General features: G+C 69.7%; 25 protein-coding genes. 16 read left to right on the forward strand and 9 right to left on the reverse strand.

Annotation, left to right across the window (positions count from 1 at the left end):
* Positions 1-174: 174 nt before the first annotated feature.
* A complete protein-coding gene (locus ACZ7CH_RS26330) occupies positions 175-876 on the reverse strand; it encodes a DUF305 domain-containing protein (protein ID WP_360395493.1) in 702 nt (233 codons plus the stop codon).
* Positions 876-1,697 (reverse strand): DUF3105 domain-containing protein, encoded by an 822-nt coding sequence (locus tag ACZ7CH_RS26335; RefSeq protein ID WP_470370289.1) that lies wholly within the window; start codon positions 1,695-1,697, stop codon positions 876-878. Before ACZ7CH_RS26335 ends, ACZ7CH_RS26330 begins: the two co-directional genes overlap by 1 nt.
* 169 nt (positions 1,698-1,866) lie before the next feature.
* Here ACZ7CH_RS26335 and argS point away from each other — a divergent pair, with 169 nt between their 5' ends.
* The 6 genes from argS (at position 1,867) to rho (ending at position 10,449) form a co-directional block, all read left to right on the forward strand.
* Positions 1,867-3,495, forward strand: a complete 1,629-nt coding sequence (gene argS / locus ACZ7CH_RS26340) for an arginine--tRNA ligase (protein WP_458430475.1) — start codon at positions 1,867-1,869, stop codon at positions 3,493-3,495.
* Positions 3,495-4,913 carry a diaminopimelate decarboxylase gene (gene lysA / locus ACZ7CH_RS26345; protein WP_470375168.1) on the forward strand — a complete coding sequence of 473 codons (1,419 nt, stop codon included), beginning with the start codon at positions 3,495-3,497 and terminating at the stop codon, positions 4,911-4,913. The genes argS and lysA overlap by 1 nt, the downstream gene beginning before the upstream one ends.
* 3 nt (positions 4,914-4,916) lie before the next feature.
* Positions 4,917-6,218 (forward strand): homoserine dehydrogenase, encoded by a 1,302-nt coding sequence (locus ACZ7CH_RS26350; RefSeq protein WP_360395498.1) that lies wholly within the window; start codon positions 4,917-4,919, stop codon positions 6,216-6,218.
* A complete protein-coding gene (gene thrC, locus ACZ7CH_RS26355) occupies positions 6,215-7,264 on the forward strand; it encodes a threonine synthase (protein ID WP_470375169.1) in 1,050 nt (349 codons plus the stop codon). Before ACZ7CH_RS26350 ends, thrC begins: the two co-directional genes overlap by 4 nt.
* Positions 7,261-8,106 carry a homoserine kinase gene (thrB, locus tag ACZ7CH_RS26360; protein WP_360395502.1) on the forward strand — a complete coding sequence of 282 codons (846 nt, stop codon included), beginning with the start codon at positions 7,261-7,263 and terminating at the stop codon, positions 8,104-8,106. The genes thrC and thrB overlap by 4 nt, the downstream gene beginning before the upstream one ends.
* Before the next feature lie 321 nt (positions 8,107-8,427).
* Complete coding sequence (gene rho / locus ACZ7CH_RS26365) at positions 8,428-10,449, forward strand: transcription termination factor Rho (RefSeq protein WP_470375170.1); 2,022 nt, start codon at positions 8,428-8,430, stop codon at positions 10,447-10,449.
* A gap of 96 nt (positions 10,450-10,545) precedes the next feature.
* Here rho and ACZ7CH_RS26370 read toward each other — a convergent pair whose 3' ends face one another.
* Positions 10,546-10,932, reverse strand: a complete 387-nt coding sequence (locus ACZ7CH_RS26370) for a hypothetical protein (protein WP_458430478.1) — start codon at positions 10,930-10,932, stop codon at positions 10,546-10,548.
* 255 nt (positions 10,933-11,187) lie between these two features.
* On the opposite strand from ACZ7CH_RS26370, the gene rpmE reads away from it, so the two are divergent.
* From rpmE to prmC, 5 genes are all read left to right on the forward strand, one after another.
* Positions 11,188-11,400: a 50S ribosomal protein L31 gene (gene rpmE, locus ACZ7CH_RS26375; protein WP_065916458.1), complete on the forward strand. Its 213-nt coding sequence runs from the start codon at positions 11,188-11,190 to the stop codon at positions 11,398-11,400.
* An 87-nt stretch (positions 11,401-11,487) separates the two neighbouring features.
* Entirely contained in the window at positions 11,488-12,552 is a 1,065-nt protein-coding gene (gene prfA, locus ACZ7CH_RS26380) for a peptide chain release factor 1 (protein WP_360395506.1), read from the forward strand.
* Positions 12,553-12,574: 22 nt separating this feature from the next.
* Positions 12,575-13,783, forward strand: a complete 1,209-nt coding sequence (locus ACZ7CH_RS26385) for an acyl-CoA thioesterase/bile acid-CoA:amino acid N-acyltransferase family protein (protein WP_470375171.1) — start codon at positions 12,575-12,577, stop codon at positions 13,781-13,783.
* A gap of 9 nt (positions 13,784-13,792) precedes the next feature.
* On the forward strand, positions 13,793-15,178 hold the full coding sequence (lpdA, locus tag ACZ7CH_RS26390) for a dihydrolipoyl dehydrogenase (protein ID WP_236216559.1): 1,386 nt from the start codon (positions 13,793-13,795) through the stop codon (positions 15,176-15,178).
* A 27-nt stretch (positions 15,179-15,205) separates the two neighbouring features.
* Positions 15,206-16,135, forward strand: a complete 930-nt coding sequence (gene prmC / locus ACZ7CH_RS26395) for a peptide chain release factor N(5)-glutamine methyltransferase (RefSeq protein ID WP_470375193.1) — start codon at positions 15,206-15,208, stop codon at positions 16,133-16,135.
* Positions 16,136-16,232: 97 nt separating this feature from the next.
* Here prmC and ACZ7CH_RS26400 read toward each other — a convergent pair whose 3' ends face one another.
* From ACZ7CH_RS26400 to ACZ7CH_RS26425, 6 genes are all read right to left on the reverse strand, one after another.
* Positions 16,233-16,733, reverse strand: a complete 501-nt coding sequence (locus ACZ7CH_RS26400) for a hypothetical protein (RefSeq protein ID WP_470375172.1) — start codon at positions 16,731-16,733, stop codon at positions 16,233-16,235.
* A complete protein-coding gene (locus ACZ7CH_RS26405) occupies positions 16,730-17,296 on the reverse strand; it encodes a hypothetical protein (RefSeq protein WP_470375173.1) in 567 nt (188 codons plus the stop codon). Before ACZ7CH_RS26405 ends, ACZ7CH_RS26400 begins: the two co-directional genes overlap by 4 nt.
* Before the next feature lie 25 nt (positions 17,297-17,321).
* Positions 17,322-18,077, reverse strand: coding sequence for an ESX secretion-associated protein EspG (locus ACZ7CH_RS26410; RefSeq protein ID WP_360395521.1), 756 nt, complete (start codon positions 18,075-18,077; stop codon positions 17,322-17,324).
* Positions 18,074-19,267 (reverse strand): WXG100 family type VII secretion target, encoded by a 1,194-nt coding sequence (locus ACZ7CH_RS26415; RefSeq protein ID WP_470375174.1) that lies wholly within the window; start codon positions 19,265-19,267, stop codon positions 18,074-18,076. Before ACZ7CH_RS26415 ends, ACZ7CH_RS26410 begins: the two co-directional genes overlap by 4 nt.
* A gap of 90 nt (positions 19,268-19,357) precedes the next feature.
* Entirely contained in the window at positions 19,358-19,891 is a 534-nt protein-coding gene (locus ACZ7CH_RS26420) for a DUF3558 domain-containing protein (RefSeq protein WP_360395525.1), read from the reverse strand.
* On the reverse strand, positions 19,888-20,343 hold the full coding sequence (locus tag ACZ7CH_RS26425; protein WP_360395527.1) for a hypothetical protein: 456 nt from the start codon (positions 20,341-20,343) through the stop codon (positions 19,888-19,890). The genes ACZ7CH_RS26420 and ACZ7CH_RS26425 overlap by 4 nt, the downstream gene beginning before the upstream one ends.
* A 255-nt stretch (positions 20,344-20,598) precedes the next feature.
* On the opposite strand from ACZ7CH_RS26425, the gene ACZ7CH_RS26430 reads away from it, so the two are divergent.
* From ACZ7CH_RS26430 to ACZ7CH_RS26450, 5 genes are all read left to right on the forward strand, one after another.
* Entirely contained in the window at positions 20,599-21,249 is a 651-nt protein-coding gene (locus ACZ7CH_RS26430; RefSeq protein WP_360395529.1) for an L-threonylcarbamoyladenylate synthase, read from the forward strand.
* A 96-nt stretch (positions 21,250-21,345) separates the two neighbouring features.
* A complete protein-coding gene (locus ACZ7CH_RS26435) occupies positions 21,346-22,482 on the forward strand; it encodes a glycosyltransferase family 4 protein (RefSeq protein ID WP_360395531.1) in 1,137 nt (378 codons plus the stop codon).
* A gap of 58 nt (positions 22,483-22,540) precedes the next feature.
* A complete protein-coding gene (locus ACZ7CH_RS26440; RefSeq protein WP_458430488.1) occupies positions 22,541-22,987 on the forward strand; it encodes a hypothetical protein in 447 nt (148 codons plus the stop codon).
* Between the two features lie 149 nt (positions 22,988-23,136).
* Positions 23,137-23,913 carry a F0F1 ATP synthase subunit A gene (atpB, locus tag ACZ7CH_RS26445; protein WP_360395535.1) on the forward strand — a complete coding sequence of 259 codons (777 nt, stop codon included), beginning with the start codon at positions 23,137-23,139 and terminating at the stop codon, positions 23,911-23,913.
* A 64-nt stretch (positions 23,914-23,977) separates the two neighbouring features.
* Positions 23,978-24,229, forward strand: coding sequence for an ATP synthase subunit c family protein (locus ACZ7CH_RS26450; protein WP_360395537.1), 252 nt, complete (start codon positions 23,978-23,980; stop codon positions 24,227-24,229).
* Positions 24,230-24,251: the final 22 nt, after the last annotated feature.

Here is a 24,251-nt window from a genome sequence, read left to right on the forward strand (position 1 = left end):
TGATGTCCGTGGCGGTGGCGTTCGCCTCGGTTGAGCTCTTGGGTCCGGGCCACCGAGTGCTTCGAGCCGGCACGGGCGTTGCGCGGCGCGGTGCAGGACCAGGGACGTCACCTGGAACAGCAAAAGACCGCCCCCTCCCGCGAAGGAGGGGACGGCCTGGAGGGACGACCAGGGCTACGGCAGCGGTGCGGCTCCGCGCTTCGCCAGGTAGTCCTTCATCAGCTCGGTCTCCGAGGACTGCGACTTCAACATGTTCTCCGCGAGCGTGCGCACCGCCGGCTGGCCCGCGCGGGTCGAGGCGTACTCGGCCATCGGGGCGCCGCCGACGTGGTGGCGGAGCATCAGCTGCAGGAAGTACACGTCGAGGTCGCGGCCGGTCAGGGAGCGGAGCTTGGCGAGCTCCTCGGTGGTGGCCATGCCCGGCATGGCGGGCTTGCCCGGCTCGGCGGTGGTGGCGCCGTGGCCGTGGATGCCGGCGTCGTTCATCCAGGTCATGTAGACGCCCGAGATGTTCTGCTCGTGTTCGTTCCACATCATCAGCCAGCCCTTCATGCGGCCCACCTGTTCGAGCTGGGTGGAGGCGATGTCGAAGGCGAGCTGGCGGACGTCGGGGTCCGTGGAGCGGTCGCGGGCGATGTTGGCCATCTGGATGCCCTGCAGGTGGTGCATGGCCATGTCCTGGCAGAAGCCGACGTCGACCGAGCCCGAGGCCGGGGCGCTGCCGGTGGACGAGGAGCCGGGGAGCTTCACCAGCAGGCCGACGGCCGCGCCGAGCAGGAGCACGGCGAGGACGGCTGCGGTGATGACGAGGGTCCGGGCGACGCCTGAGGGACGCCCGGAGCCCACGACCACGACCTCGTCGGAGGTGTCCGGCATCAGCTGGACGGCGGCGTCGAGACCGAGCCCGACGGCGGCGTGCTGGCGTTCGGCTGGCCCTCGGTGGCGGAGTCGTCCTTGCCGCCGTCCATCGGGACGGCGTCGGCGCCCGGCTTCTCGGCCACGAACGGGGCCGGGTTCGACAGGAACGCCGTGTTCTCGCAGGACGCGCCGACCTCGGGGTAGGTGTTGGCGTTGCGCAGCAGCGAGGAGATGAACTGGTCGATGCGCTCGTCGTCGGCGGTGTCGACCTTCAGCTGGTGGCCCCAGGCCTGCAGCGAGATCGGCTTGTCGAGACCGGGGTACGGCGACATCATCATGTACGGGATGCCCTCGACCTTGGGCTTGAGCTTGCCCAGGACGTCGTCCTTGACCTGGTCCGGGTTGTACGCGATCCACACGGCGCCGTGTTCGAGGCCGTGGACCATGTTCTCGGTGCGGACGGCCTTGTCGTAGACGACACCGGTGCAGTCGGCCCACTGGCCGTCGTGCGGGCCGCCGAACGCGGGGGTCTGGTCGTAGGCGACGCGCTGGGTCGCCTCGACGTGGCGGGAGCCCTTGTACTCCTTCACGACGATGCCCGCGAGCTGCGTCGACGGGTCCTTGTTCGTGTCGGAGGGCTTCCACTTGGCCAGGGCGGCCTCTTTGACGTTCTGCTCGTGGATCTGCGAGTACGCGTAGCCGAAGACGCCGCCGGCGAGGCCCAGCACGGCGACTACCGCGATGATCGTGCCCCACGGCTTGGGCTTCTTCCCCACCACCGAGGAACGGGCTGCGGCCACGCTGTTGCGTGTGGCCTTCGTCTTCTTGCCGCTGGTCATGTCCGCCTCAGATGTCGTCCTGGTCAACCGGCGCCAGTGTAGGGACAACGTGTCTGGTCACTGTCAGGGCAGTGCGATACCACGTGCGCGTTAACACTTGCCGTCTCACCCTCCGAGACCCGGTAACCCGGTCGAGACCTGCGACAACGCTTCTCTAGACTCATCGTCCGTGACCCCTGACGCGCTCGCCGATCTGGTTCGGACCACGGTTGCCCGGCTGCTCTCCGAACGAGGCCTGGACACCGCCGCCGCGCCCGCACAGGTCACGGTCGAGCGACCCCGCAACCCCGAGCACGGCGACTACGCCACGAACGTGGCGCTGCAACTGGCCAAGAAGGTCGGCGTGAACCCGCGCGACCTCGCCACGTGGCTCGCCGAGGCCCTGCGCACCCAGTCCGCCATCGCGCGGGCCGACGTCGCCGGACCGGGTTTCCTGAACCTCACCATCGCCACCGAGGCGCAGGGCGCGATCGTCGAGGACGCGCTGCGCGACGGCTACGGCACCGGCGACGAGCTCAAGGGCAAGCGGATCAACCTGGAGTTCGTCTCCGCGAACCCGACCGGCCCCATCCACCTGGGTGGCGCGCGCTGGGCGGCCGTGGGCGACGCGCTCGGCCGGATCCTGCGGGCCCGCGGCGGCGAGGTCACCCGCGAGTACTACTTCAACGACGCCGGCGCGCAGATCGACCGGTTCGTCCGGTCGCTGATCGCCGCCGCGAAGGGCGAGCCCGCGCCCGAGGACGGCTACGCGGGCACGTACGTGAGCGACATCGCCGCCGAGGTGCTGCGCCGCGAGCCGGGTGCGCTCACCGACCCCGAGACGGTGCGCGAGGTCGGCGTCGGGCTCATGTTCGACGAGATCAAGCGCAGCCTGCACGAGTTCGGCACCGACTTCGACGTCTACTTCCACGAGGACTCGCTGCACCGGAGCGGTCGCGTGGACGAGGCGGTCGCGAAGCTCAAGGCCACCGGCTCGCTGTACGAGGAGGACGGCGCCTGGTGGCTGCGCTCCACCGACTTCGGCGACGACAAGGACCGCGTCGTCATCAAGAGCGACGGCAACCCGGCCTACATCGCCGGTGACATCGCCTACCTCGTCGACAAGCGCGGCCGGGGCTTCGACCTGTGCATCTACATGCTCGGCGCCGACCACCACGGCTACGTCGCGCGCCTCAAGGCCGCGGCGGCCGCCCTGGGTGACGACCCGGACAGCGTCGAGGTGCTGATCGGCCAGCTCGTGAACCTCGTCAGCGAGGGCCAGCCGGTGCGCATGAGCAAGCGCGCGGGCACCGTCATCACGATGGAGGACCTGGTCGACGCGGTCGGCGTGGACGCCGCGCGGTACGCCATGGTCCGCTCGTCGGTCGACTCCGGCCTCGACATCGACCTCGACCTGCTGCGCAAGCACAGCAACGAGAACCCGGTCTACTACGTGCAGTACGCCCACGCGCGCACGTCGTCGATCCTGCGCAACGCCGGCGACCTCGGCATCACCCCCGGTGGGGACTTCGCGCTGCTCACCCACGAGCGCGAGGGTGACCTCATCCGCACCATCGGCGAGTTCCCGCGAGTGGTGGCCACCGCCGCCGAGCTGCGCGAACCGCACCGCGTCGCCCGCTACCTCGAAGAGCTCGCGGGCACGTACCACCGCTTCCAGCAGGACTGCCGCGTGCTCCCGCGCGGCGATGAGGAGACGACTCCGTTGCACCAGGTCAGGCTTCAGCTCGTCAACGCGACCAGGCGCGTGTTCGCCGCAGGCCTCGGCCTGCTCGGCGTGACCGCCCCGGAGCGCATGTGATGCGCGCGCACCCGGCCGGTCCCCGGCACGCCGACGTCCTCGTCCCCGGCAGCACCGCCGGCGACCGCCCCTCCACCGCCGACCAGCTCGACCACCTTCACCCGAACGTGTGGCCGCGCAACGCCGCCCGCAACGCCGACGGCGTCGTGGAGCTGGCGGGCGTGGACGTGCGCGGGCTCGCCGAGCAGTACGGCACCCCGCTGTTCGTCATGGACGAGCAGGACTTCCGCGCGCGCTGCCGCGAACACGCGGAGGCGTTCGGCGACCCGACGCTCGTGCACTACGCCTCCAAGGCGTTCCTGAGCGTGCAGATCGCGAAGTGGGTGGCCGAGGAAGGCCTCTCCATCGACGTCTGCAGCGGCGGCGAGCTCGCCATCGCGCTGCGGGCGGAGTTCCCGGCCGAGCGCATCGCGTTGCACGGCAACAACAAGAGCGTCGCCGAGCTGGTCGCCGCCGTCGAGGCGGGCGTCGGCGGGATCGTCGTCGACTCCTACCACGAGATCGCGCGCCTGGACCAGATCGCACGCGACCGCGGTGTGGTGCAGCCGGTGCTGATCCGCGTCACGGTCGGCGTCGAGGCGCACACCCACGAGTTCATCGCGACCGCCCACGAGGACCAGAAGTTCGGCTTCTCGCTGTCCTCCGGCGACGCCGCCGAGGCCGTGCGCCGGGTGCTGAAGGCGAGCGGGCTCACGCTCGTCGGCCTGCACAGCCACATCGGCTCGCAGATCTTCGACGCCTCCGGCTTCGAGGTCGCCGCCCGCCGCGTCATCGGCCTGCTCGCGGAGATCCGCTCCGAGCACGGCGAGATCGGCTCGCTGACCACCGTCGACCTCGGCGGTGGCCTCGGCATCGCCTACACCCCGGACGACGACCCGCCCCCGCCGGCGGAGCTCGCGCGGCAGCTGCACAACATCGTGCAGAAGGAGTGCGAGCACAGCGGCCTGGAGATGCCCCGCATCGCGGTCGAGCCCGGCCGCGCGATCGTCGGCCCCGGCACGGTCACCGTGTACGAGGTCGGCACGATCAAGGACGTCGAGCTCGACGGTGGCGCGCGCCGCCGGTACGTGAGCGTCGACGGCGGCATGAGCGACAACATCCGCACCGCCCTGTACGACGCGGTCTACGACTGCAAGCTCGTGTCCAGGACCGCAGAGCCCGACGCGCGCGCCGTGCTCTGCCGCGTCGTGGGCAAGCACTGCGAGGCCGGCGACATCGTCGTGCGCGACTGCTGGCTGCCCGAGGACCTCGCGCCGGGCGACCTGGTGGCCGTCGCTGCGACGGGGGCCTACTGCTACTCGATGGCGAGCGGGTACAACCGACTCCCGAGGCCCGCGCTCGCCGCGGTGACCGACGGGGAGGCGCGGCTGCTGCTGCGCCGCGAGACCGAGGACGACCTGTTCCGTCTGGAGGTATGAACGGTGCCGGAAGCGAAACCCATCCGGGTCGCCTTGCTGGGATGTGGCACGGTGGGCACGGAAGTGGTCCGGCTGCTGACGGACCAGGCCGGCGACCTCGCCGCCCGCATCGGCGCGCCGATCGAGCTCGCCGGGATCGCGGTGCGCAGGCCGAACAAGCACCGCGAGGTGCCGGAGCACCTGCTCACGACGGACGCGTCCGCGCTGGTGAAGTCGGACGACGTGGACGTGGTCGTCGAGGTCATCGGCGGCATCGACCCCACCCGCGGGCTGCTGCTGGAGGCGCTGCACAACGGCAAGTCCGTCGTGACGGCGAACAAGGCGCTGCTGGCCGAGCACGGCTCCGACCTGTTCGAGGCCGCCGACGGCTCGGGCGCCGACCTGTACTTCGAGGCGGCCGTCGCGGGCGCGATCCCGTTGCTGCGCCCGTTGCGGGAGTCCCTGGCGGGTGACCGGATCACGCGCGTGATGGGCATCGTCAACGGCACGACGAACTTCATCCTGTCCGCGATGGACGCCACGGGCGCCGGCTACGCCGAGACGCTCGAGGAGGCCTCGCGGCTGGGCTACGCCGAGGCCGACCCGACCGCCGACGTCGACGGGTTCGACGCCGCCTCCAAGGCCGCGATCCTCGCGTCGCTGGCGTTCCACACGCGCGTGACGGCCGCGGACGTGTACCGGGAGGGCATCCGCCAGGTCAGCGCCGCCGACATCGCGGCGGCCAAGGGCCTGGGCCGCACGGTGAAGCTGCTCGCGATCTGCGAGCGCGTCGTCTCGCCGTCCGGTCAGGAGTCAGTCGCGGTTCGAGTGCACCCGGCCATGATCCCCAGGACGCACCCGCTGGCCTCGGTCAACGGCGCGTTCAACGCGGTGTTCGTCGAGGCCGACGCGGCGGGGGAGATGATGTTCTACGGGCAGGGCGCCGGTGGCGCCCCGACGGCGAGCGCGGTGCTCGGCGACCTGGTCGCCGTGGCGCGCAACAAGGTCGCGAGCGGACGCGGTCCGCGCGAGTCGGCCTACGCGGCGCTGCCGGCGCAGCCCATGGGCAACACGCCCACCCGCTACCACATCAGCCTCGACGTGGCGGACAAGGCGGGTGTCCTCTCGCAGGTCGCCGCCGTGTTCGCCGAGCACGACGTGAGCATCGCCGCGGTGCGCCAGGAGGGCCGGACAGAGGACGCCAGCCTGGTGATCGTCACGCACGCGGCGACCGACGCCGCGCTGCGGTCCACTGTGGACAAAGTCGGTGGCCTCCCCGTGGTGCGGGACGTCGTCAGCGTCATGAGGGTGGAGGGCGAAGAGTGAGCGCTAGAGCTGGCTGGCCCGGTCTCATCAACGCCTACCGGGACCGCATCGAGATCCCGGAGGGCGCGGAGGTCGTCACGCTGCACGAGGGCGGCACGCCGCTGGTGCACGCGCAGCGGCTGTCCGCGGCCACGGGCTGCGACGTGTGGGTGAAGGTCGAGGGCGCGAACCCGACCGGCTCGTTCAAGGACCGCGGCATGACCGTGGCCATGACGTACGCGCTGGCGTCCGGCCTGAAGGCCGTGATCTGCGCCTCCACCGGCAACACCTCGGCGTCCGCCGCGGCCTACGCGGCCAAGGCTGGCCTGACGGCGGCCGTGCTGGTGCCCAGCGGCAAGATCGCGATGGGCAAGCTCGCCCAAGCCGTGATGCACGGCGCGCGGATCCTGCAGATCGACGGCAACTTCGACGACTGCCTGGAGCTCGCCTCCAAGACCGCGGCCGAGTACCCGGTCACGCTGGTGAACTCGGTCAACCCGGTGCGCCTCGTCGGGCAGCAGACCGCCGCGTGGGAGGTCTGCGACGTGCTCGGCCAGGCCCCGGACGTGCACTGCCTGCCGGTCGGCAACGCGGGCAACATCACCGCGTACTGGAAGGGCTACACGTCCTACGACCGGGGCCTGCCGAAGATGTTCGGCTTCCAGGCCGCCGGTGCCGCGCCGCTCGTGAGCGGTGCGCCGGTGCCGAACCCGGAGACCATCGCGACCGCCATCCGGATCGGGTCGCCGGCCTCCTGGACCGGCGCGGTCAACGCCCGTGACGAGTCGGGCGGCCTCATCGACGCGGTCACCGACGAGCAGATCCTCTCCGCCTACCGGCTGCTGGCCTCGTCCGAGGGCATCTTCGTGGAGCCCGCATCGGCGGCGTCCATCGCCGGTCTGCTGAAGACCGCCGAGGACGGCCAGCTGCCGAAGGGCTCGACGGTTGTGTGCACCGTCACGGGACACGGCCTGAAGGACCCCGACACCGCGTTGCTCGGCACCACCGAGGTCGAGCCGGTCCCGGTCGACCCCGGTGCCGTGGCGCACGCGTTGGAGCTGGCGTGAGGTTCGTCGTCACCGTCCCCGCGTCGACCGCGAACCTCGGTTCGGGGTTCGACGCGCTGGGCATGGCCCTCGGCCTGTACGACGAGGTCGAGGTCACGGTCGCCGAGGGTCTCTCGGTGGTCGTGGAGGGCGCTGGATCGGGTGACGTCCCGCTCGACGAGTCGCACCTCGTCGTGCGGGCCGTCCGCGCCGCCGGCTACTCCGGTGGCCTTGCCCTGAAGTGCCACAACGTGATTCCGCACGCACGCGGGCTGGGCTCTTCGGCTGCCGCGATCGTGGCGGGTGTCGCAGCCGGCTTCACCCTGACGGGTCGCGAGCTGGACGCGGACGCGTTGCAGATCGCCGCCGAGTTCGAGGGGCACGCGGACAACGTCGCCGCCTCGCTCTACGGCGGTGTCGTCATCGCGTGGTCGGAGGGCGAGCGCTACCGTGCGGTCCGGGCGGACGCCGACGCACGGGTGCGGCCGGTCGTGCTGGTCCCGTCGCAGGAGTCGTCCACCAAGACCACCCGCGGCCTGCTTCCGGCCGAGGTGCCGCACGCTGACGCCGCGCACGCAGCGGGGCGGGCCGCCCTGGCGGTGCACGCGCTGACCTCGGACCCCTCGGTTCTCCTTGCCGCTACTGAGGATCGCCTCCACCAGAACTACCGCGAGCCCGCGTGGCCCGACACCGTTCGAGTGATCAACGATCTCCGCAAGCTCGGGGTTCCCGCCTGCGTGTCCGGTGCGGGACCCACCGTGATCGCGTTCGGGGACGTTCCGGACGAGGTCGACGTGCACGGCTTCGACGTGCGCAGACTCGACGTCGACGCCTCTGGCGTGCGCGTTCGTCCATTGGACTGACACGCCCGACCCCGGTTGTTGCACAGCGGAGGACCGGCGTCTACCCTCGGGGGCGATCAGTCACCGCGCGCACGGGCGCCGGTGTCGCGCCCGGACACTCGTTCCGGGTCGCAATCCTTTTGTGTTCTGGCTCTGTGCCGTGCGGGCGGGGCGGACGCAAAAGAGGCACCCGATCGCCGTGTGACCTGACAAAAGTCCCGTGCTTGCCGGAAGCGGTGTGTGCTTCCGTCTGCATCGGACTGACCGCCGTTCCCCAGTTGAAGCGGGAGGGCGGGTCCGCTGGGCCGCGTAGGAGGCGGGGCCTGGTCAGGAAGGACATGTGTGAGCAACACCGATTTGCTGAGCAGCGATGTCGCAGCTGCTTCTGGTTCTGGAGCCGAGGAGACCGCTCTGTCCACCCCTTCGAACGGCACGACGCCGCGCCGCCGCGCGGGTCTGTCCGGCATGGTGCTCGCCGAGCTGCGTGAGCTCGCCGGCCAGCTGGGCATCACCGGAACCGCTGGTCTGCGCAAGGGCGACCTGATCGCGGCCATCAAGGAGAAGCAGGGCTCCGGTGCCCCGGCCGCGAAAGCCGAGAAGCCGGCGCGGGCCCCCAAGCAGGCCGCTGAGAAGCCGGCTCCCGTCGCGGAGCAGCCGGTGGCCGAGAAGCCTGCCGAAAAGCCTGTTCAGCAGCAGCTCGAGGTAGCCGCGGAGAAGCCTGCCGCCGCTGCCGTCGACGCCGGAGCCGAGGACGGGGGCCGTTCCTCCGAGGAGGGCGGTCGCCGTGGCAACCGCCGCCGCCGTTCCGGCCGCGGTGGGGGCGGCGAGGTGGCCGAGGGCCAGCAGCAGCCGCAGGAGCAGCGCCAGGAGCGCGCTGAGCGCCCTGACCGGGGCGAACGCGCCGAGCGTTCCGACCGCGCTGAGCGTTCCGAGCGTTCTGACCGCGGCGAGCGTTCTGAGCGTTCCGACCGCGGTGAGCGTTCCGAGCGCCAGGACCGTGGCGACCGCGGTGAGCGCGGCGACCGGGGCGGCCGTGACCGCAACCGCGACCGCGGTGAGCGCGGCGACCGCGGTGACCGGGGCGACCGCAACGACCGCCAGGGCGGTGGCCAGCAGGACGACGACGGCGACGGCCGTCGTGGCCGCTTCCGCGACCGCCGCCGCCGCGGTGGCCGTGGCGAGGGCGTCGAGCGTCCTGACCGCGAGACCGAGGTGCGCGACGACGACGTCCTGCTGCCGGTCGCGGGCATCCTGGACGTGCTGGAGAACTACGCGTTCGTCCGCACGTCGGGCTACCTGGCCGGCTCGAACGACGTCTACGTCTCGCTGTCGCTGGTCCGCAAGTACGGCCTGCGCCGCGGTGACGCCATCACCGGCGCCGTCCGCCAGCCGCGCGACGGCGAGCAGCAGCGCCAGAAGTTCAACCCGCTGGTCCGCGTCGACAAGATCAACGGCCTGGACCCGGACGAGGCGCGCAACCGCCCGGACTTCACCAAGCTGACGCCGCTCTACCCGAACGAGCGCCTGCGCCTGGAGACCGAGCCGCACATCCTCACCACCCGCGTCATCGACCTGGTGATGCCGATCGGCAAGGGCCAGCGCGCCCTGATCGTGTCGCCGCCGAAGGCCGGCAAGACCTCGGTGCTCCAGTCGATCGCGAACGCGATCACGAAGAACAACCCCGAGTGCCACCTGATGGTCGTCCTCGTCGACGAGCGTCCGGAAGAGGTCACCGACATGCAGCGCTCGGTGAAGGGCGAGGTCATCGCCTCGACCTTCGACCGCCCGCCGTCGGACCACACCACCATCTCCGAGCTCGCCATCGAGCGTGCGAAGCGACTGGTGGAGATGGGCCACGACGTGGTCGTGCTGCTCGACTCGATCACCCGCCTGGGCCGCGCCTACAACCTGGCTGCCCCGGCCTCCGGCCGCATCCTGTCCGGTGGTGTCGACTCGACGGCGCTGTACCCGCCGAAGCGGTTCCTCGGCGCTGCCCGCAACATCGAGGGCGGCGGCTCGCTGACCGTCATCGCGACGGCGCTGGTCGAGACCGGCTCCGCCGGTGACTCGGTCATCTTCGAGGAGTTCAAGGGCACCGGCAACGCCGAGCTCAAGCTCGACCGCAAGATCGCCGACAAGCGCACCTTCCCGGCCGTCGACGTCGACAGCTCGGGCACGCGCAAGGAAGAGCTGCTGCTCTCCCCGGACGAGATGGCGGTCACGCACAAGCTCCGCCGCGTGCTGCACGCCCTGGACGGCCAGCAGGCCATCGACCTGCTGCTCGACCGGCTCCGCAAGTCCCGCACCAACATCGAGTTCCTGATGCAGGTGGCGAAGACGACGCCGGGCGCCGAGCAGGACTGATCCGCGCGAGTTTCACGTGAAAAGGCCCCCGGTGCTGGTCACCGGGGGCCTTTCCGCGTCTGTTCACTCGAATGCCGAACCACGTGCCGTCCGTGCTCAACGGCAGTTGGACGCGGCCGTTCCCTCGTCCTGCCGCAGCAGGCACTGCACGACCAGCCCCAGCAGCACCGGCACGCCGACGACCGCGGCACCCAGGGCCGAGACCTCGACGCCGCCCACGCCCACACCACCGGCGAGCACCGCGGCGAGCCAGGGCCACCGCACCCAGGTCCGCTGCCACCGGGACGCCCACCGCACCCCGCGGGACACGGCAGCCGCGACCGCCACGCCGGCACCCCACACCACGGAGGACAGCGGCACGGTCCCGAAGGACGCGGTGACCAGCCCTGCCGACCCCATCAGGCCGAACACGGCTGCGGCGAACAGGAACGGCACGGCCAGCCACAGGCGCCAGCTCAGCTGCCGATCGACGGTGCAGAACACGGCACACAGTCTGATGGAATACGTCCAACAACGTGGAGCCGTATCCAGCCCAACGGCCACACCTTGCGCCGAACGGCGTACCAGTGAGGTTGAGCGGTTGTGACCTCAGGCACCCCGGGCCTGTCGTGGCCGTCGCGGGAACAACCGCGTTTTTGCACGTGTTGAACGGTCTGGCAAACTAAACGGTCGAGTCCGGCTCCGGTTCACCCGTTCACAAACTGGGACCCGGCGGCCATCCTTGAAAGGGACAAGATCTTGAAGACTGGCATCCACCCCGAGTACACGGTCACCGAGGTGACCTGCAGCTGCGGTAACAGCTTCACCACGCGCAGCACCACCGCGGCGTCCGAGGTTCGCGTCGAGATGTGCTCGAACTGCCACCCGTTCTACACGGGCAAGCAGCGCATCCTGGACACCGGCGGTCGCGTCGCGCGCTTCGAGGCGCGTTACGGCAAGCGCAACAAGTAGCTGCTTTCACGGCGCCTGACCTCGGCCATCCGGCCGGGGCGGGCGCCGTCGCCGTTTCCAGGCCACCCTGAACCGAAAGCAGGAGACGTGTCGCAGTCGCTGGACAGCTTGCTCGCCGAGTACGACGAGCTGGAGAAGAAGCTCGCCGATCCCTCCGTGCACGCTGACCAGGCGGGGGCGCGCAAGCTCGGCAAGCGCTACGCCGCGCTCGGGCCGATCGTGAAGGCGGCCAGGGAGATCGACCAGGCGAAGAGCGACCTGGAGGCGGCCAAGGAGCTCGCGAGCGAGGACCAGGCGTTCGCCGACGAGGCCAAGCAGATCGAGGAGCAGCTCCCCAAGATGGAGGAGAAGCTCACCGAGCTGCTGCTGCCGCGCGACCCGCACGACGCCGACGACGTGCTGCTGGAGATCAAGTCCGGTGAGGGCGGCGAGGAGAGCGCGCTGTTCGCGGGCGACCTGCTGCGCATGTACACGCGGTACGCCGAGCGCCAGGGCTGGAAGGTCGAGATGCTCGACGGCACCGACTCCGACCTGGGCGGGTTCAAGGACGTCACGGTGGCCATCAAGGCGAAGGCCACGACCCCCGACGGCGTCTGGAGCCGGCTCAAGTGGGAGGGCGGCGTGCACCGGGTGCAGCGCGTGCCCGTCACCGAGTCGCAGGGCCGCATCCACACCTCCGCCGCCGGCGTCCTGGTCTTCCCGGAGACCGAGGAGACCGCCGAGGTCGAGATCGACGAGAAGGACCTGCGCATCGACGTCTACCGGTCGAGCGGCAAGGGCGGCCAGTCGGTCAACACCACCGACTCCGCGGTGCGCATCACGCACCTGCCGAGCGGCATCGTCGTCTCCTGCCAGAACGAGCGCAGCCAGCTGCAGAACAAGGCGCGCGCCATGCAGGTCCTGCAGTCGCGCCTCGCCGCGCTCGCCGAGGAGCAGAAGGCGCAGGAGCAGAGCGACGCCCGCCGCACCCAGATCAGGACCGTCGACCGCAGCGAGCGGGTCCGGACCTACAACTTCCCCGAATCGCGCATCTCCGATCACCGGGTTGGGTACAAAGCGCATAACCTGGACCAGGTGCTCGACGGAGACCTGGACGCGGTGGTGGACGCACTCGCCGCCGCTGACCGGGCAGAACGGCTCGCAGGCGGGTAATCCGACGTGAGAGGGGCGCGGTGTGGCCGAGATCCTGGTGGACCCCGAGGCGGCGCCCCTCGACCAGCCGGTCGGCATCGTCGTCACGGGACTGCCGCCCGACGCCGAGGTCACCGTGCAGCTGTCCACGGGTGACCGCGCGTCCCACGGCGTCTTCCGCGCCGACGAACGCGGTGTCGTGGACCTGGCCCGGCACGCCCCGGTCGAGGGCACCTACACCGGTGTCGACGCGATGGGCCTGTTCTGGTCCCTCGAACGCACCGGCGGCAAGCCCGGTCCCACGTGCCTGTCCGTGGACGGCGCCGGCGAGGTCGAGCTGCGGCGGCTGGAGGTGCCCGAGGGCGTCGAACGCGTCGAGGTCCGCGAGAACGGTCTCGTGGGCACGCTGTTCGCTCCTGAGGCCGACGGTGGCGAGCTCCCCGGCGTGCTCGTGCTGGGCGGCTCCGAGGGCGGCCTGCACGAGACCGACGCGGCTCTCCTGGCCGCACACGGGTTCGTGACGTTCGCCCTCGGCTACTTCGGCGTGAAGGGCCTGCCGGACCACCTCGTCGACATCCCGCTGGAGTACTTCGGCAAGGCGATCGAGCACCTGGGCGAGCGCGCCGGTGCGGTCGGCGTCGTCGGCGGTTCCCGCGGTGGCGAGCTCGCGTTGCTGCTCGGCGCGACGTTCCCGCAGGTCAAGGCGGTCGTGAGCGTGGTGGGCAGCGGTGTGGTGACCCAGGGCATCGGTCCGGGCGCGAACCTGCTGCAGAAGCTGTCGCACGAGGCGGCGTCGTGGACGCACAGGGGTGAGCCGCTGCCGTACCTGCCCTACGACATCGGCGAGGAGCTGCGCGCCCGGATCGTCAACGACGAACCGGTGCCGCTCAGGCTCGCCTTCGACACCACCGACGGCGTGCCGGAGGACGCGGAGATCCGCGTCGAGGACATCGCCGGGGGTGTGTTGCTCATCTCGTCCGGCCACGACGACTCGTGGCCGTCGGCCGAGCTGAGCGAGGTCGCGCTGCGGCGGCTGAAGGACCACGACCACCCGTTCCCGTACGAGCACGTCGTGTATCCCGAGGCAGGACACCTGATCGCGGGCCCGCCGCACCGTCCCGCCACCGACGTGACCTATCCGGGACCCGGCGTCACCTTCTCGGGTGGTGGCGTTCCGCAGGCCACCGCGCACGCGCGGCGGGACGCGTGGAAACGGACCGTCGAGTTCTTGCAGGAGCAGCTCGGGACCTAGGGTGTGCTCATGAGCGCACACTTTGATGTCGTCGTCGTGGGTGCGGGTCCCGGCGGGTACGTCGCCGCGATCCGTGCGGCTCAGCTCGGGCTGAAGACCGCCATCGTCGAGGAGAAGTACTGGGGCGGCGTCTGCCTGAACGTCGGCTGCATCCCGTCGAAGGCGCTGCTGCGCAACGCCGAGCTGGCGCACCTCTTCACGCACGAGCAGAAGACGTTCGGCATCAAGGTCGACGGCACCGTCAGCTTCGACTACAGCGCGGCGTGGCAGCGCAGCCGCAAGGTCGCGGACGGGCGCGTCAAGGGCGTGCACTTCCTCATGAAGAAGAACGGCATCACCGAGTACAACGGGTGGGCCGACTTCACCGACGACCACACCCTGACCGTCGGGGACGAGACGATCACCTTCGGCCACGCGATCATCGCCGTGGGCGCCACGACCCGGATGCTGCCGAACACGCAGAAGTCCGACCGCGTCGTGACCTACGAAGAGCAGATCATGACCGAGGACCTGCCCGAGTCGATCATCATCGCCGGCGCGGGCGCCATCGGCGTCGAGTTCGCGTACGTCATGCACAACTACGGCGTGAAGGTCACCATCGTCGAGTTCCTCGACCGGATGGTGCCGCTCGAGGACGAAGAGGTGTCCGCCGAGCTGCTCAAGCGCTACAAGAAGCTGGGCGTCGACGTGCGCGTCGGCACGCGGGTCGAGTCGATCGACGAGTCGGGCGAGAAGGTCCGCGTCACCGTGTCGAAGAACGGTGCCGAGGAGGTCCTGGAAGCCGACAAGGTCATGCAGGCCATCGGGTTCGTGCCGCGCGTCGAGGGCTACGGCCTCGAGAAGACCGGTGTGAAGCTGACCGAACGCGGCGCGATCGACATCGACGGCCGCGGCCGCACCAACGTGCCGCACATCTTCGCCATCGGCGACGTGACCGCGAAGCTGATGCTCGCGCACACCGCCGAGTCGATGGGCATCATCGCCGCCGAGACCATCGCGGGTGCCGAGACGATGGAGCTCGACTACGTGATGATCCCGCGGGCGACGTTCTGCCAGCCGCAGATCGCCTCCTTCGGCTACACCGAGAAGCAGGCCCGCGAGAAGGGCTTCGACGTCCAGGTCGCGAAGTTCCCGTTCACCGCGAACGGCAAGGCGCACGGCCTCGCCGAGCCCGGTGGCTTCGTGAAGCTGATCAGCGACGGCAAGCACGGCGAGCTGCTCGGCGGCCACATCATCGGCCCCGAGGCCACCGAGCTGCTGCCCGAGCTCACGCTGGCCCAGCAGTGGGACCTCACCGTCCACGAGGTCGCGCGCAACGTCCACGCGCACCCGACCCTCTCGGAAGCCGTCAAGGAAGCGGTGCACGGCCTGGCCGGGCACATGATCAACTTCTGAGGTAGCTTCTCCTCGATGTCCTCGACGATGAACCGGCAGCCGCTCCGCCTCGCGATCTCCGAGGCGGCCGAGGTCTTGGCCGAGGCGGGGGTGGACAGCCCCCGCGTCGACGCGGAGCACCTGGCCGCGCACGTGCTCGGGGTGGAGCGCGGGCGGCTGCCGCTCATCCCGCTGGTCGACCCGTCGGTGGTCGACCAGCTGCACAAGCTCGTCCGAACCCGCGCCGAGCGCATCCCGTTGCAGCACATCCTCGGCTGGGCGCCGATGGGCGCCATCTCCGTCGAGGTCGGGCCCGGGGTGTTCGTGCCGCGGCCGGAGACCGAGCTGCTGATGGAGTGGGCCCTGAAGACCGTGGCGGGAGTGCCCACCCCGGTGGTCATGGACCTCTGCACGGGCACGGGCGCCCTGGCGCTGTCGATCGCCGCAGCCCGCCCGGACGCCGTGGTGCACGCGGTGGAACTGGACCCGCAAGCGCTTGCGTGGACCCGCCGCAACGCCGACGCGCGGGCGGCAGCAGGCGACACCCCGATCCGGCTGCACCACGGCGACGCGACCGACCCGTCGCTGCTGCCCGACCTGGACGGCACGGTCGACCTGGTGGTGTGCAACCCGCCCTACGTCCCCGAGGGAACGCCGGTGCAACCCGAGGTGGGCGTGCACGACCCGCACCACGCGGTGTTCTCCGGCGCGGACGGCCTGGACGTGATCCGCCACGTCGTCTCGGCGGCCGCGCGGTGGCTGCGCCCCGGCGGTTCCGTCGGCATCGAGCACGACGACACGCAGGGCGAGTCGGTGCCGGCACTGCTGTCGGCACGCCGGGTGCTGACCGACGTCGCCGACCACACCGACCTGGCGGGCCGGCCTCGCTTCGCGACCGCTCGCAGGGTTTCCCAGGGCCTGCCCGCTTCCGGCGCGGGCGTGTCTTCTCCGGGTTGCCAAATGTTGGCCAATAAGTAGCCGTTCGCTCTTGCCGGGGTTGAACGGTCGTATGTTTTCCCGTGGGGAGGGCACACGGTCACGCGCTGGAGCGATCTCGCGCGTGACCGTGTCTTAGCTACAGGAAGTCGTTGCGGATCTCTTGCTTGTTGGGTGCTCGCGGTTCTCTTCGGGGCCAGCGCAGCACCATCAGGACGAACGCGACCGCGGTCGTTGCGGCGGTCGGCACACCTGGCTGGTTGACCTTGCCGCTCGACGGTGTGTGCACCTCGACCCGGTGAGCGCCGCACGCGAGGCTGTTGCTGTAGCTGGTCGGCGAGCGGCGCCCCACGTGCGTGTTGACCGCGGTGACCGCCCAGCTCGCTTTCTCGCCGAAGACCGTGAGCCACAGGGAATGCCCGCCGGTGCCGCTGAGCGCGGCGACGACGAGAACCGCGATCGGCGCCGCCAGCACGGCCGTGGTGCCCGGCCTGGCCTTCGCCATCAGGTAGCCGGACAGCGGCAGGCTCAGGACCACGATGAGCACCGCGAAGAGCGCTTCGGGGACCGGGAGGGCGATCACGAAACCCGCGATGACGACGCCGAGCAGGACGACGCACAACGCGACGACGGGTTTCACGGTTCGCGGACGGGGCGCCGGGCCACGAAGGCGATGAACGCGGCGTTGACGAGCAGCCCCAGCGGGAACAGCAGGGAGTGGCCCAGGTTCACCTTGGCCACTTCGAGGTTGCTGACGAACCCGGTCCTGTCCACCACGACGCTGAGCCGCGCGCCCACGTCCGCTACCTCGTGGCCCGTGGTGGGCCGGTAGGACAGCTGCCGGCCGCCGCAGTCGAGCGTGTTGCTGTAGGTGGTGGGGCTTCGGGTGTGCTTGTGGCTCTGCACCTCGACGACGTTGCACCGCACCGTTTCGCCGAACGCGCTGAGCCACAGCGAGTGGCCGCCGATGTTGCCGAGTACGAGGCTGGCGAAGAAGAGCGCCATCGCGGGGACGACCACCCACCGCCCGCCGTTCGGCCGGTAGCTCGCCAGGGACCAGACGTAGCCGAAGAAGGCCGCGATGCCGAGGACCACCAGCGGGATCGCCCAGAGACCGCCCGCGTTGGCGGTGAAGCTCAGAACCATGAGCGCCGTGATGCTGAGTGCTGCGAGAAGGACCTTCTTCGGCTGGATCGTCGTCACTCGCTCAGTGATCCGTGTCGTTGCATCACCGGTCGCTCGTCATCGCGAGGACCTGACCGAGGTGACGGGCGAGGCCCATGTTGTCCGCGGGTGAGATCGTGAACCACCCGGTGCGCAGCTGCACGTTGGCGTAGCGGCCGTTCTGGGTGTCGATCCAGGTGACCGGTGGGAAGTCGCGCTTGGTGCGGCCCTGGTCCAGCTGGACGAGGAAGTGGCCGTTGCCGAGTGCCGGACCGGCCAGCATCTGCTTGGCGAGGCGGACGTCCTCGTTCTCGGTCGCGCGGACGGCCTGGCGGAAGCCCTCCTGGTGCTGCTGCGGCTGGTTTTCGAAGGCCTGTGCCGGGACGGTGACCAGCTTGCCCTGGCCGGGGCGGCCCTGCGGCACAACGCCCGCGAGGCTCGTCGCGATCTCGTTGGGCTGCACCTGGTTCAGCGTCATCGTGGTGTCCTCTTGGGACACCAGCACGGCGTACCCGCCGCGCGCGACCACGCACGCCCGCACGAGCTTCTCCCGGCTCATGTCCGGCATGCACAGGGCGATGACGCGGAGCTCGGGACGCGCCAGCAGCCGCAGCGCGTCGTCGAGGTCCGGCTCCGGGCGGCCGCGGCGGGCGAGGCCGCGGCGTTCGAGGTCCTGGTGCACGGCCTTCTTGATGCGCTCGCGTTCGTCGAGCGTGTCGCCGTGCGACGGGATGTCGAAGGGGTAGGGCAGGCTCCCCGCCCGCAGGTCCTCCCAGAGGACCTCGAACGCGGGCAGGGAGAGCTGCGCGATCTGCCTCATCCGCCGATCACCGGCGGCGCGACCATGCGGTCGTCGTCGAAGAACTCGTCGGTCGGGACGAGGTAGTTCGACTTGTGCTCCTTGTCCTCCGCACCCTGGCCCGCACCGGCACCCGCGCCACCGCCGGCACCCATGCCCGCAGCGCCGGCCGCGCCACCACGTCCCGCGGCACCGGTACCCGCACCGCCGCCCATGACCCCTGCGCCGCCGCCGGGGTTGGCCGGGCCGAAGCTGCCCATGCCGCGGCCCGCACCGGCACCCACGCCGCTGCCGGGTCCGCCGATGCCGCCGGGACCCGTGCCGCGGCCACCACCGGCGCCGCCACCGAGGCCGCCGGGACCGCCTGGGCGCATGCCGGGACCGCCGCGCAGGGGCGGGCGGCCGGTCTGGTTGCCTCCGGGAGGCCGCACGCCGGGCGGGAGGATGCCGGGCGGGGTGCCGATCGGCGGGCGGTTCTGGTTGTTGCCGCCGTTCTGGTTCTGGTTGTTGTTGTTGTTGTTCGGCAGGTTCGGGTCGTTGACCTGCGGGGCCACCCACGACGCGTTGGTCGTGCCGTTGCCCGTGGAGGACGACGACGGCATGCCGGGCATGCCCGTGGTGGCGGGCGGGCGGTACGCGGGGGTGTTGCCGAGGGTGTGCGACGGGGTGCTGGAGCTCGGTTGGGTGATGCCCTGGTCCTGGGTGACGACCGGCGGGGCGTCCATCGTCGGCATCGACATCGCCGCGGCCATCATCGTGTTGTCCCGCGTCTGCATGACCTGGACGGCCTCGGCCTTGGCGTCCTGCTGGGCGTTGTAGGTCGAGATCATCTCGATGGGCGCGCCGGCCATCATGATCGGGTTGATGAAGCCGCCCTTGTTGGTGAACCAGTCGCCCGCGATCTTGAGCGGGTTGAAGTCGACCGGCTGCGGCATGCTGTGATTGGCCTGCACCGCCGCTTCGCGCTGCTGCTCGATCGCCGTGGACGTCTTGTGGAAGGTCTCACTGGTCTGTTCCACGAACGTCCCGACCTTGTTCAGCGCCTTTCGCACGCCCTCGGCCGCCTGGCCCGTCCACGCGCTCTGCGACCCGTTGACGAGAACGGTGAAGTCGGTCGCCAGGTCGCGGAACGATTCGCTGAACGACTTCCAGATGTCAGCCGTGCCGGTGGCGGTCTCCGGCACGTAGTTGTCCTTGACCAGAGACTGCATGTGTTCATGCTTCTGGCCGGCGTAGTTGTCGTTCGGCGTTGGAACATCAGCCTTGATGGGCGCCATGGTCCTCTCCCCCCTCGGGCGTCGCTACGGCAGCTTCGCAGCGATCAGTTCAGCGGCCTTGCCCGCGCGTTCGCATGCCAGCGCGGTGTCACCGGACGCGATGGCAGCGGTACCCAGCACGGCCACGGCGGAGGCATCGCTCGCAGCGATCACCACGGTGCAGCTGTCCTTGGAACCGTCCTGGGCCTCCACCTTGGTCGCCGAGTACTTGCCGACCTTGGTCTCGGAGACCTTCTCGCCCTGCAGGTTCAGGTCCTTGACGCCCGTGCTCGCGTAGATGCCAGCGCTCAACCCGCCCTTGCCGGGGATCTTCCAGTCGCACGTGTCACCCGCGCCGATCTTCATGGGCTCACCGGGCAACTCGATGCCGAAGCCGGCTGCTTCCGAGTCGGTCAGCAGCTCGCACGGCTTCATGGATTTCAGGTCGGAGGCGTTGCTGTCGCTCGGCGGGGTGCTGTTGGCCGTCGTGGGACCAGGGGTCGGGTTGCCCGCGGTACCCGTACAAGCAGCCGTGAGTGCGGACAGACCGACCAGGCCCGCGAGGAGAATGCGCTTCATGACTTCCCGTTGATCTTCCGGAACGAGTCGGAGCCGGCCTGGTCCACGTTCGTGTAGGAGGCGCGGCTCTTCTCGATCTGCGTGATGAGTGACTCGATGGCTTTTGCGACGTCCTCGATCTGCTTGACCGCCGCGGTCCCGAAGGTCGTGTTCGCCTTCGAGATCTCCATGGCGTATCCGCCGCCGATCTTCATCTGGAGGCTGAGGTGGGTCCGCTGGCGCATCAGCCTGGCCAACTCGTCCTGCATCCCCTTCAGCTTCTTGATCATCGCGTCGACCAGGTGCGGGTCGACGGAGAGCTGCTGGGTCTCGACGGCGACCGCGACCGCCTTGCTGGCCGCCATCACCGCCGCGAGTCCACCGCCGAGAACGGCGCCCCAGGAGGCGGTGGCTGCGGCTTGTGCGGCAATGCTCGTGCCGACAACGCCGCTGGTGCTGAGTGGTTCTGACACAGGAGCTCGACCCTCCCCGATTGCGCTCTGTGGTCGGTCAATGACCATACAGCGGTGCCACCATTCGGTGGATGAGTTGAACTACTTACACCCGTTTGGGGCAAAACCGTGCCTGGTCAAAGCCGGTATGAGCGCTTCAAGTGAGAACAGCAGCGCAGCTTCGGTGGCATAAAGCGAGAAATGCGCGGTGCCACTGTCGGTGGTCGGTGGAGGGGGTCCGGCGGCGGGGTGGCTCACCTGGCTAGGCTCAGCCGGGTGAGCACGGTCTACGACTGCAGCGAACCTGACAACCGCGCGGCGGGGCTTGCCGCTGCCGCCGGCGCGGTGCGGAGTGGGCGGCTGGTCGTCATGCCGACCGACACCGTCTACGGGATCGGGTGTGACGCCTTCGACGCGGAGGCGGTCCGGGGGCTCTTGCAGGCCAAGGGGCGGGGGCCGGACATGCCGGTGCCGGTGCTGGTCGGGTCGTGGACGACGATCGACGGGCTGGTGCTGAGCGTGCCGCGGCAGGCGCGGGCGCTCATCGAGGCGTTCTGGCCGGGTGGGCTGAGCATCGTGTTGCCGCACGCGCCGAGCTTGGCGTGGGACCTGGGGCAGGCGCGGGGGACGGTCATGTTGCGGATGCCGTTGCACCCGGTGGCGTTGGAGCTGTTGCGGGACGTCGGGCCGATGGCGGTGTCCAGTGCCAACAAGTCCGGGTACGCGCCGGCGTCCAGTGCGCAGGAGGCGCGGGACCAGTTCGGGGACTCGGTGCCGGTCTTCCTCGACGGCGGGTTGAGCGGGGAGAACATCGCCTCCACCATCATCGACCTCACGGGGCCCGACGCGGTGATCCTGCGCGAGGGCGCGGTCTCCAAGGCCGACGTCGACGAGGTGCTCGGCGTCGAGGTCGAAGTCGCGCGCTGAGCGGCGGCTGACAGAATTGATCATGGCGCCGCGGGTACCGTGGCGGCCACCCCGAAGAAGACCCCTGAAGAAGACCCCGACCTGATTGGTAGGCCCGTGGGGCCCGCATCCTCGTTCGTATTGCCGGTGCGCGAGTACCTGCTCGTCGCGTTGACGGCTGCCATCGTGACGTTCTTGCTCGTCGGCCTGGTGCGCGCGCTTGCGTTCCGGGTTGGTGCGGTGGCGTATCCGCGTAAGCGCGATGTGCACGTGCAGCCGATGCCGCGCATGGGTGGCGTCGCCATCTACGGCGGTGTGCTCGGTGGCATGTTCCTCGCGCACCAGCTGCCGGTGCTTCGGGCGGCGTTCGACTTCTCCAACGACCCGTGGGGTGTCATCGTCGCGGGTGGTGTCATCGTGCTCGTGGGTGCGATCGACGACCGGTTCGAGCTCGACTCGCTGACCAAGCTCGCCGGTCAGGTCACGGCCGCGGGCATCCTCGTGCTCTTCGGCCTGCAGTGGATGCTCGCGTGGGTGCCGGGGCTCGGGGCCACGGTGTCCCTGGACCAGAACCAGGGCGCGCTGCTCACCGTGCTGCTCACCGTCACGATGATCAACGCGATGAACTTCGTCGACGGCCTGGACGGGCTCGCCGCCGGCATCGGGCTCATCGCGGCCGCCGCCACGTGCGTGTTCTCGGTCGGCATCCTCGTCGAGCGCGAAGGGGCCGTGGAGGCCTACCCGCCGGCGCTGATCGCCGCCGTGCTGGCAGGGGCGTGCCTGGGATTCCTGCCGCACAACTTCAACCCCGCGCGCATCTTCATGGGCGACTCCGGCTCGATGCTCATCGGCCTCATGCTCGCCGCCGCGACCACCAGCGCCTCCGGCAAGATCAACCCGTCCACCCGCAGCGCCGCCGACCTGCTCGGTCTGCTGTCGCCGCTGATCGTCGTCGCGGCCGTGCTGTTCGTGCCGGTGCTCGACCTGCTGATGGCCATCATCCGGCGCACGCGACGGGGCGAGAGCCCGTTCTCCCCGGACAAGATGCACCTGCACCACCGGTTGCTGGAGATCGGCCACTCACAACGGCGCGCGGTGCTGCTCATCTATTTGTGGGCGGGCGTGCTCGCGTTTGGGGCCGTAGCTCTGACGCTCTTCGACCCGGTCATCGTGGCGACCTGCTTCGTCATCGGGCTGGTCGTGACGTTCGTGGTCTCCGTCATTCCCCGGCTGCGCGAGGCCCGCAAGTCCTGAGGGATTGTCGAGGGGGCTGCCTGCACGTGCTGAAAAGCGGGTTCCTACACTTCGGGACATGAGCGACGCGGACAAGGCCGTCACGCACGAGCTGGTCGTCCAGCGGCTCGCCGGGGAAATGTTCCGCGCGGCCGCCTGGGCCGCGCTCGGCACCTTTCTCCTCGGCGTCGTCGTGTCAACTGTGATCTGGGGGACCGCGGGTCTCCACGGGTCGTTGATCGGCGGCGCGATCGCCATCCTCTCGAGCCTCGCGACGTTGTTGTTGATGCGCAAGACCGCCGCGCTCGATCCGATGTTCGTGATGGTCGCCGCACTCGGCGGATTCACGGGCAAGCTGATGGTGCTGCTGCTCGCGGTCATCCTGCTGCGCAACCAGGACTGGCTCGAACCCAAGGCACTCGGAATCACCCTGGTGGCGACGGTCCTGGTGACGTCGTACCTGGAGGCCAGGGCGTCCAAGCGCAGCCGCAGCCAGATGGTGGTCCCCGCCTCCGAAGGCGCCTAGACCTGCTGATATGGTCCGCGCAGGCCAGGGACACCCGATCGCAGGGGTGCCTCTGGTAGTCGCTTGCGAACCGTAAGGTACGTTAAGTCCAGATCGTGACGATTCCCCCGGCGGAGTGAACGCCGGCCGGGAGAACCGGAAGGAACACAGTGACCAAGTTGCTGGCTTCGGGGGGCGAGTTCGTCGCTCCCGGTGTGAAGGACTTCTTCCTCCCGCCGATCTTCGGCTCGGTCACGAAGCCGATGGTCCTGCTGGTGCTGTCGATCGTGATCATCGGCGTGTTCTTCGTCGCCGCGACGCGCAACATGAAGCTCGTTCCCGGCAAGTTCCAGTTCGCCGCCGAGTCGGTTTACGACTTCGGGCGCAACAACATCGCCAGGGAGCAGATCGGCGCGAAGGACTTCAAGCCCTTCATCCCGCTGATCCTCACGATCTTCACCTTCGTCCTGGTGAACAACCTGTTCGGGCTCATCCCGATCATCCAGTTCCCGACGATGTCGCACATCGGTTTCCCGCTCGCCGTTTCGTTGCTCGTCGTTTACCCGGTGTACCACTTCGTCGGGTTCAAGCGGCACGGCTTCGTGGGTTACTTGAAGCACCAGACGATTCCGCCGGGCGCGCCGTGGTTCGTGCTGCCGCTGCTGATCCCGATCGAGTTCTTCCAGAAGTTCATCCTGAACCCGCTCACGCTGGCGATCCGAGTTTTCGCGGCCATGTTCGCGGGTCACCTCCTGCTGCTGGTGTTCACCCTGGCCGGTGAGTTCCTGCTGCTCAATGGCGGGCTGACCGTCATCGTGGCGCCGGTGTCCTTCGCCTTCGCCATCGCGCTGACCTTCCTGGAGGCACTGATCATGTGCCTGCAGGCCTACATCTTCGCGCTGCTGTCTGCCAGCTACATCGGCATGGCGCTGGCAGAAGAGCACTGAGAAACAGCACAAAGCCTCCGATCCGCGAACACTCGCGGACCGAGTTGGAAAGGGAACAGCAACAGTGAGCGCTCTCCAGATCGCCCAGGACGCCGTCAACATCAACCCGGGTCTTGCGGCCATCGGTTACGGCCTCGCCGCCATCGGCCCCGGCATCGGCGTCGGTCTGATCTTCTCCTCGGTCATCAGCGGCACCGCCCGCCAGCCCGAGGCCCGCGGCGTGCTGCTCAGCCTCGCGTGGACCACCTTCGCCATCGTCGAGGTCCTCGCGCTGATCGGCTTCGTCGTGTACTTCATCGCGACCGCCGGCGCCTGACCTAACCCTTCGACGCGTTAGG

Source organism: Lentzea sp. NPDC037011 (assembly GCF_055607425.1).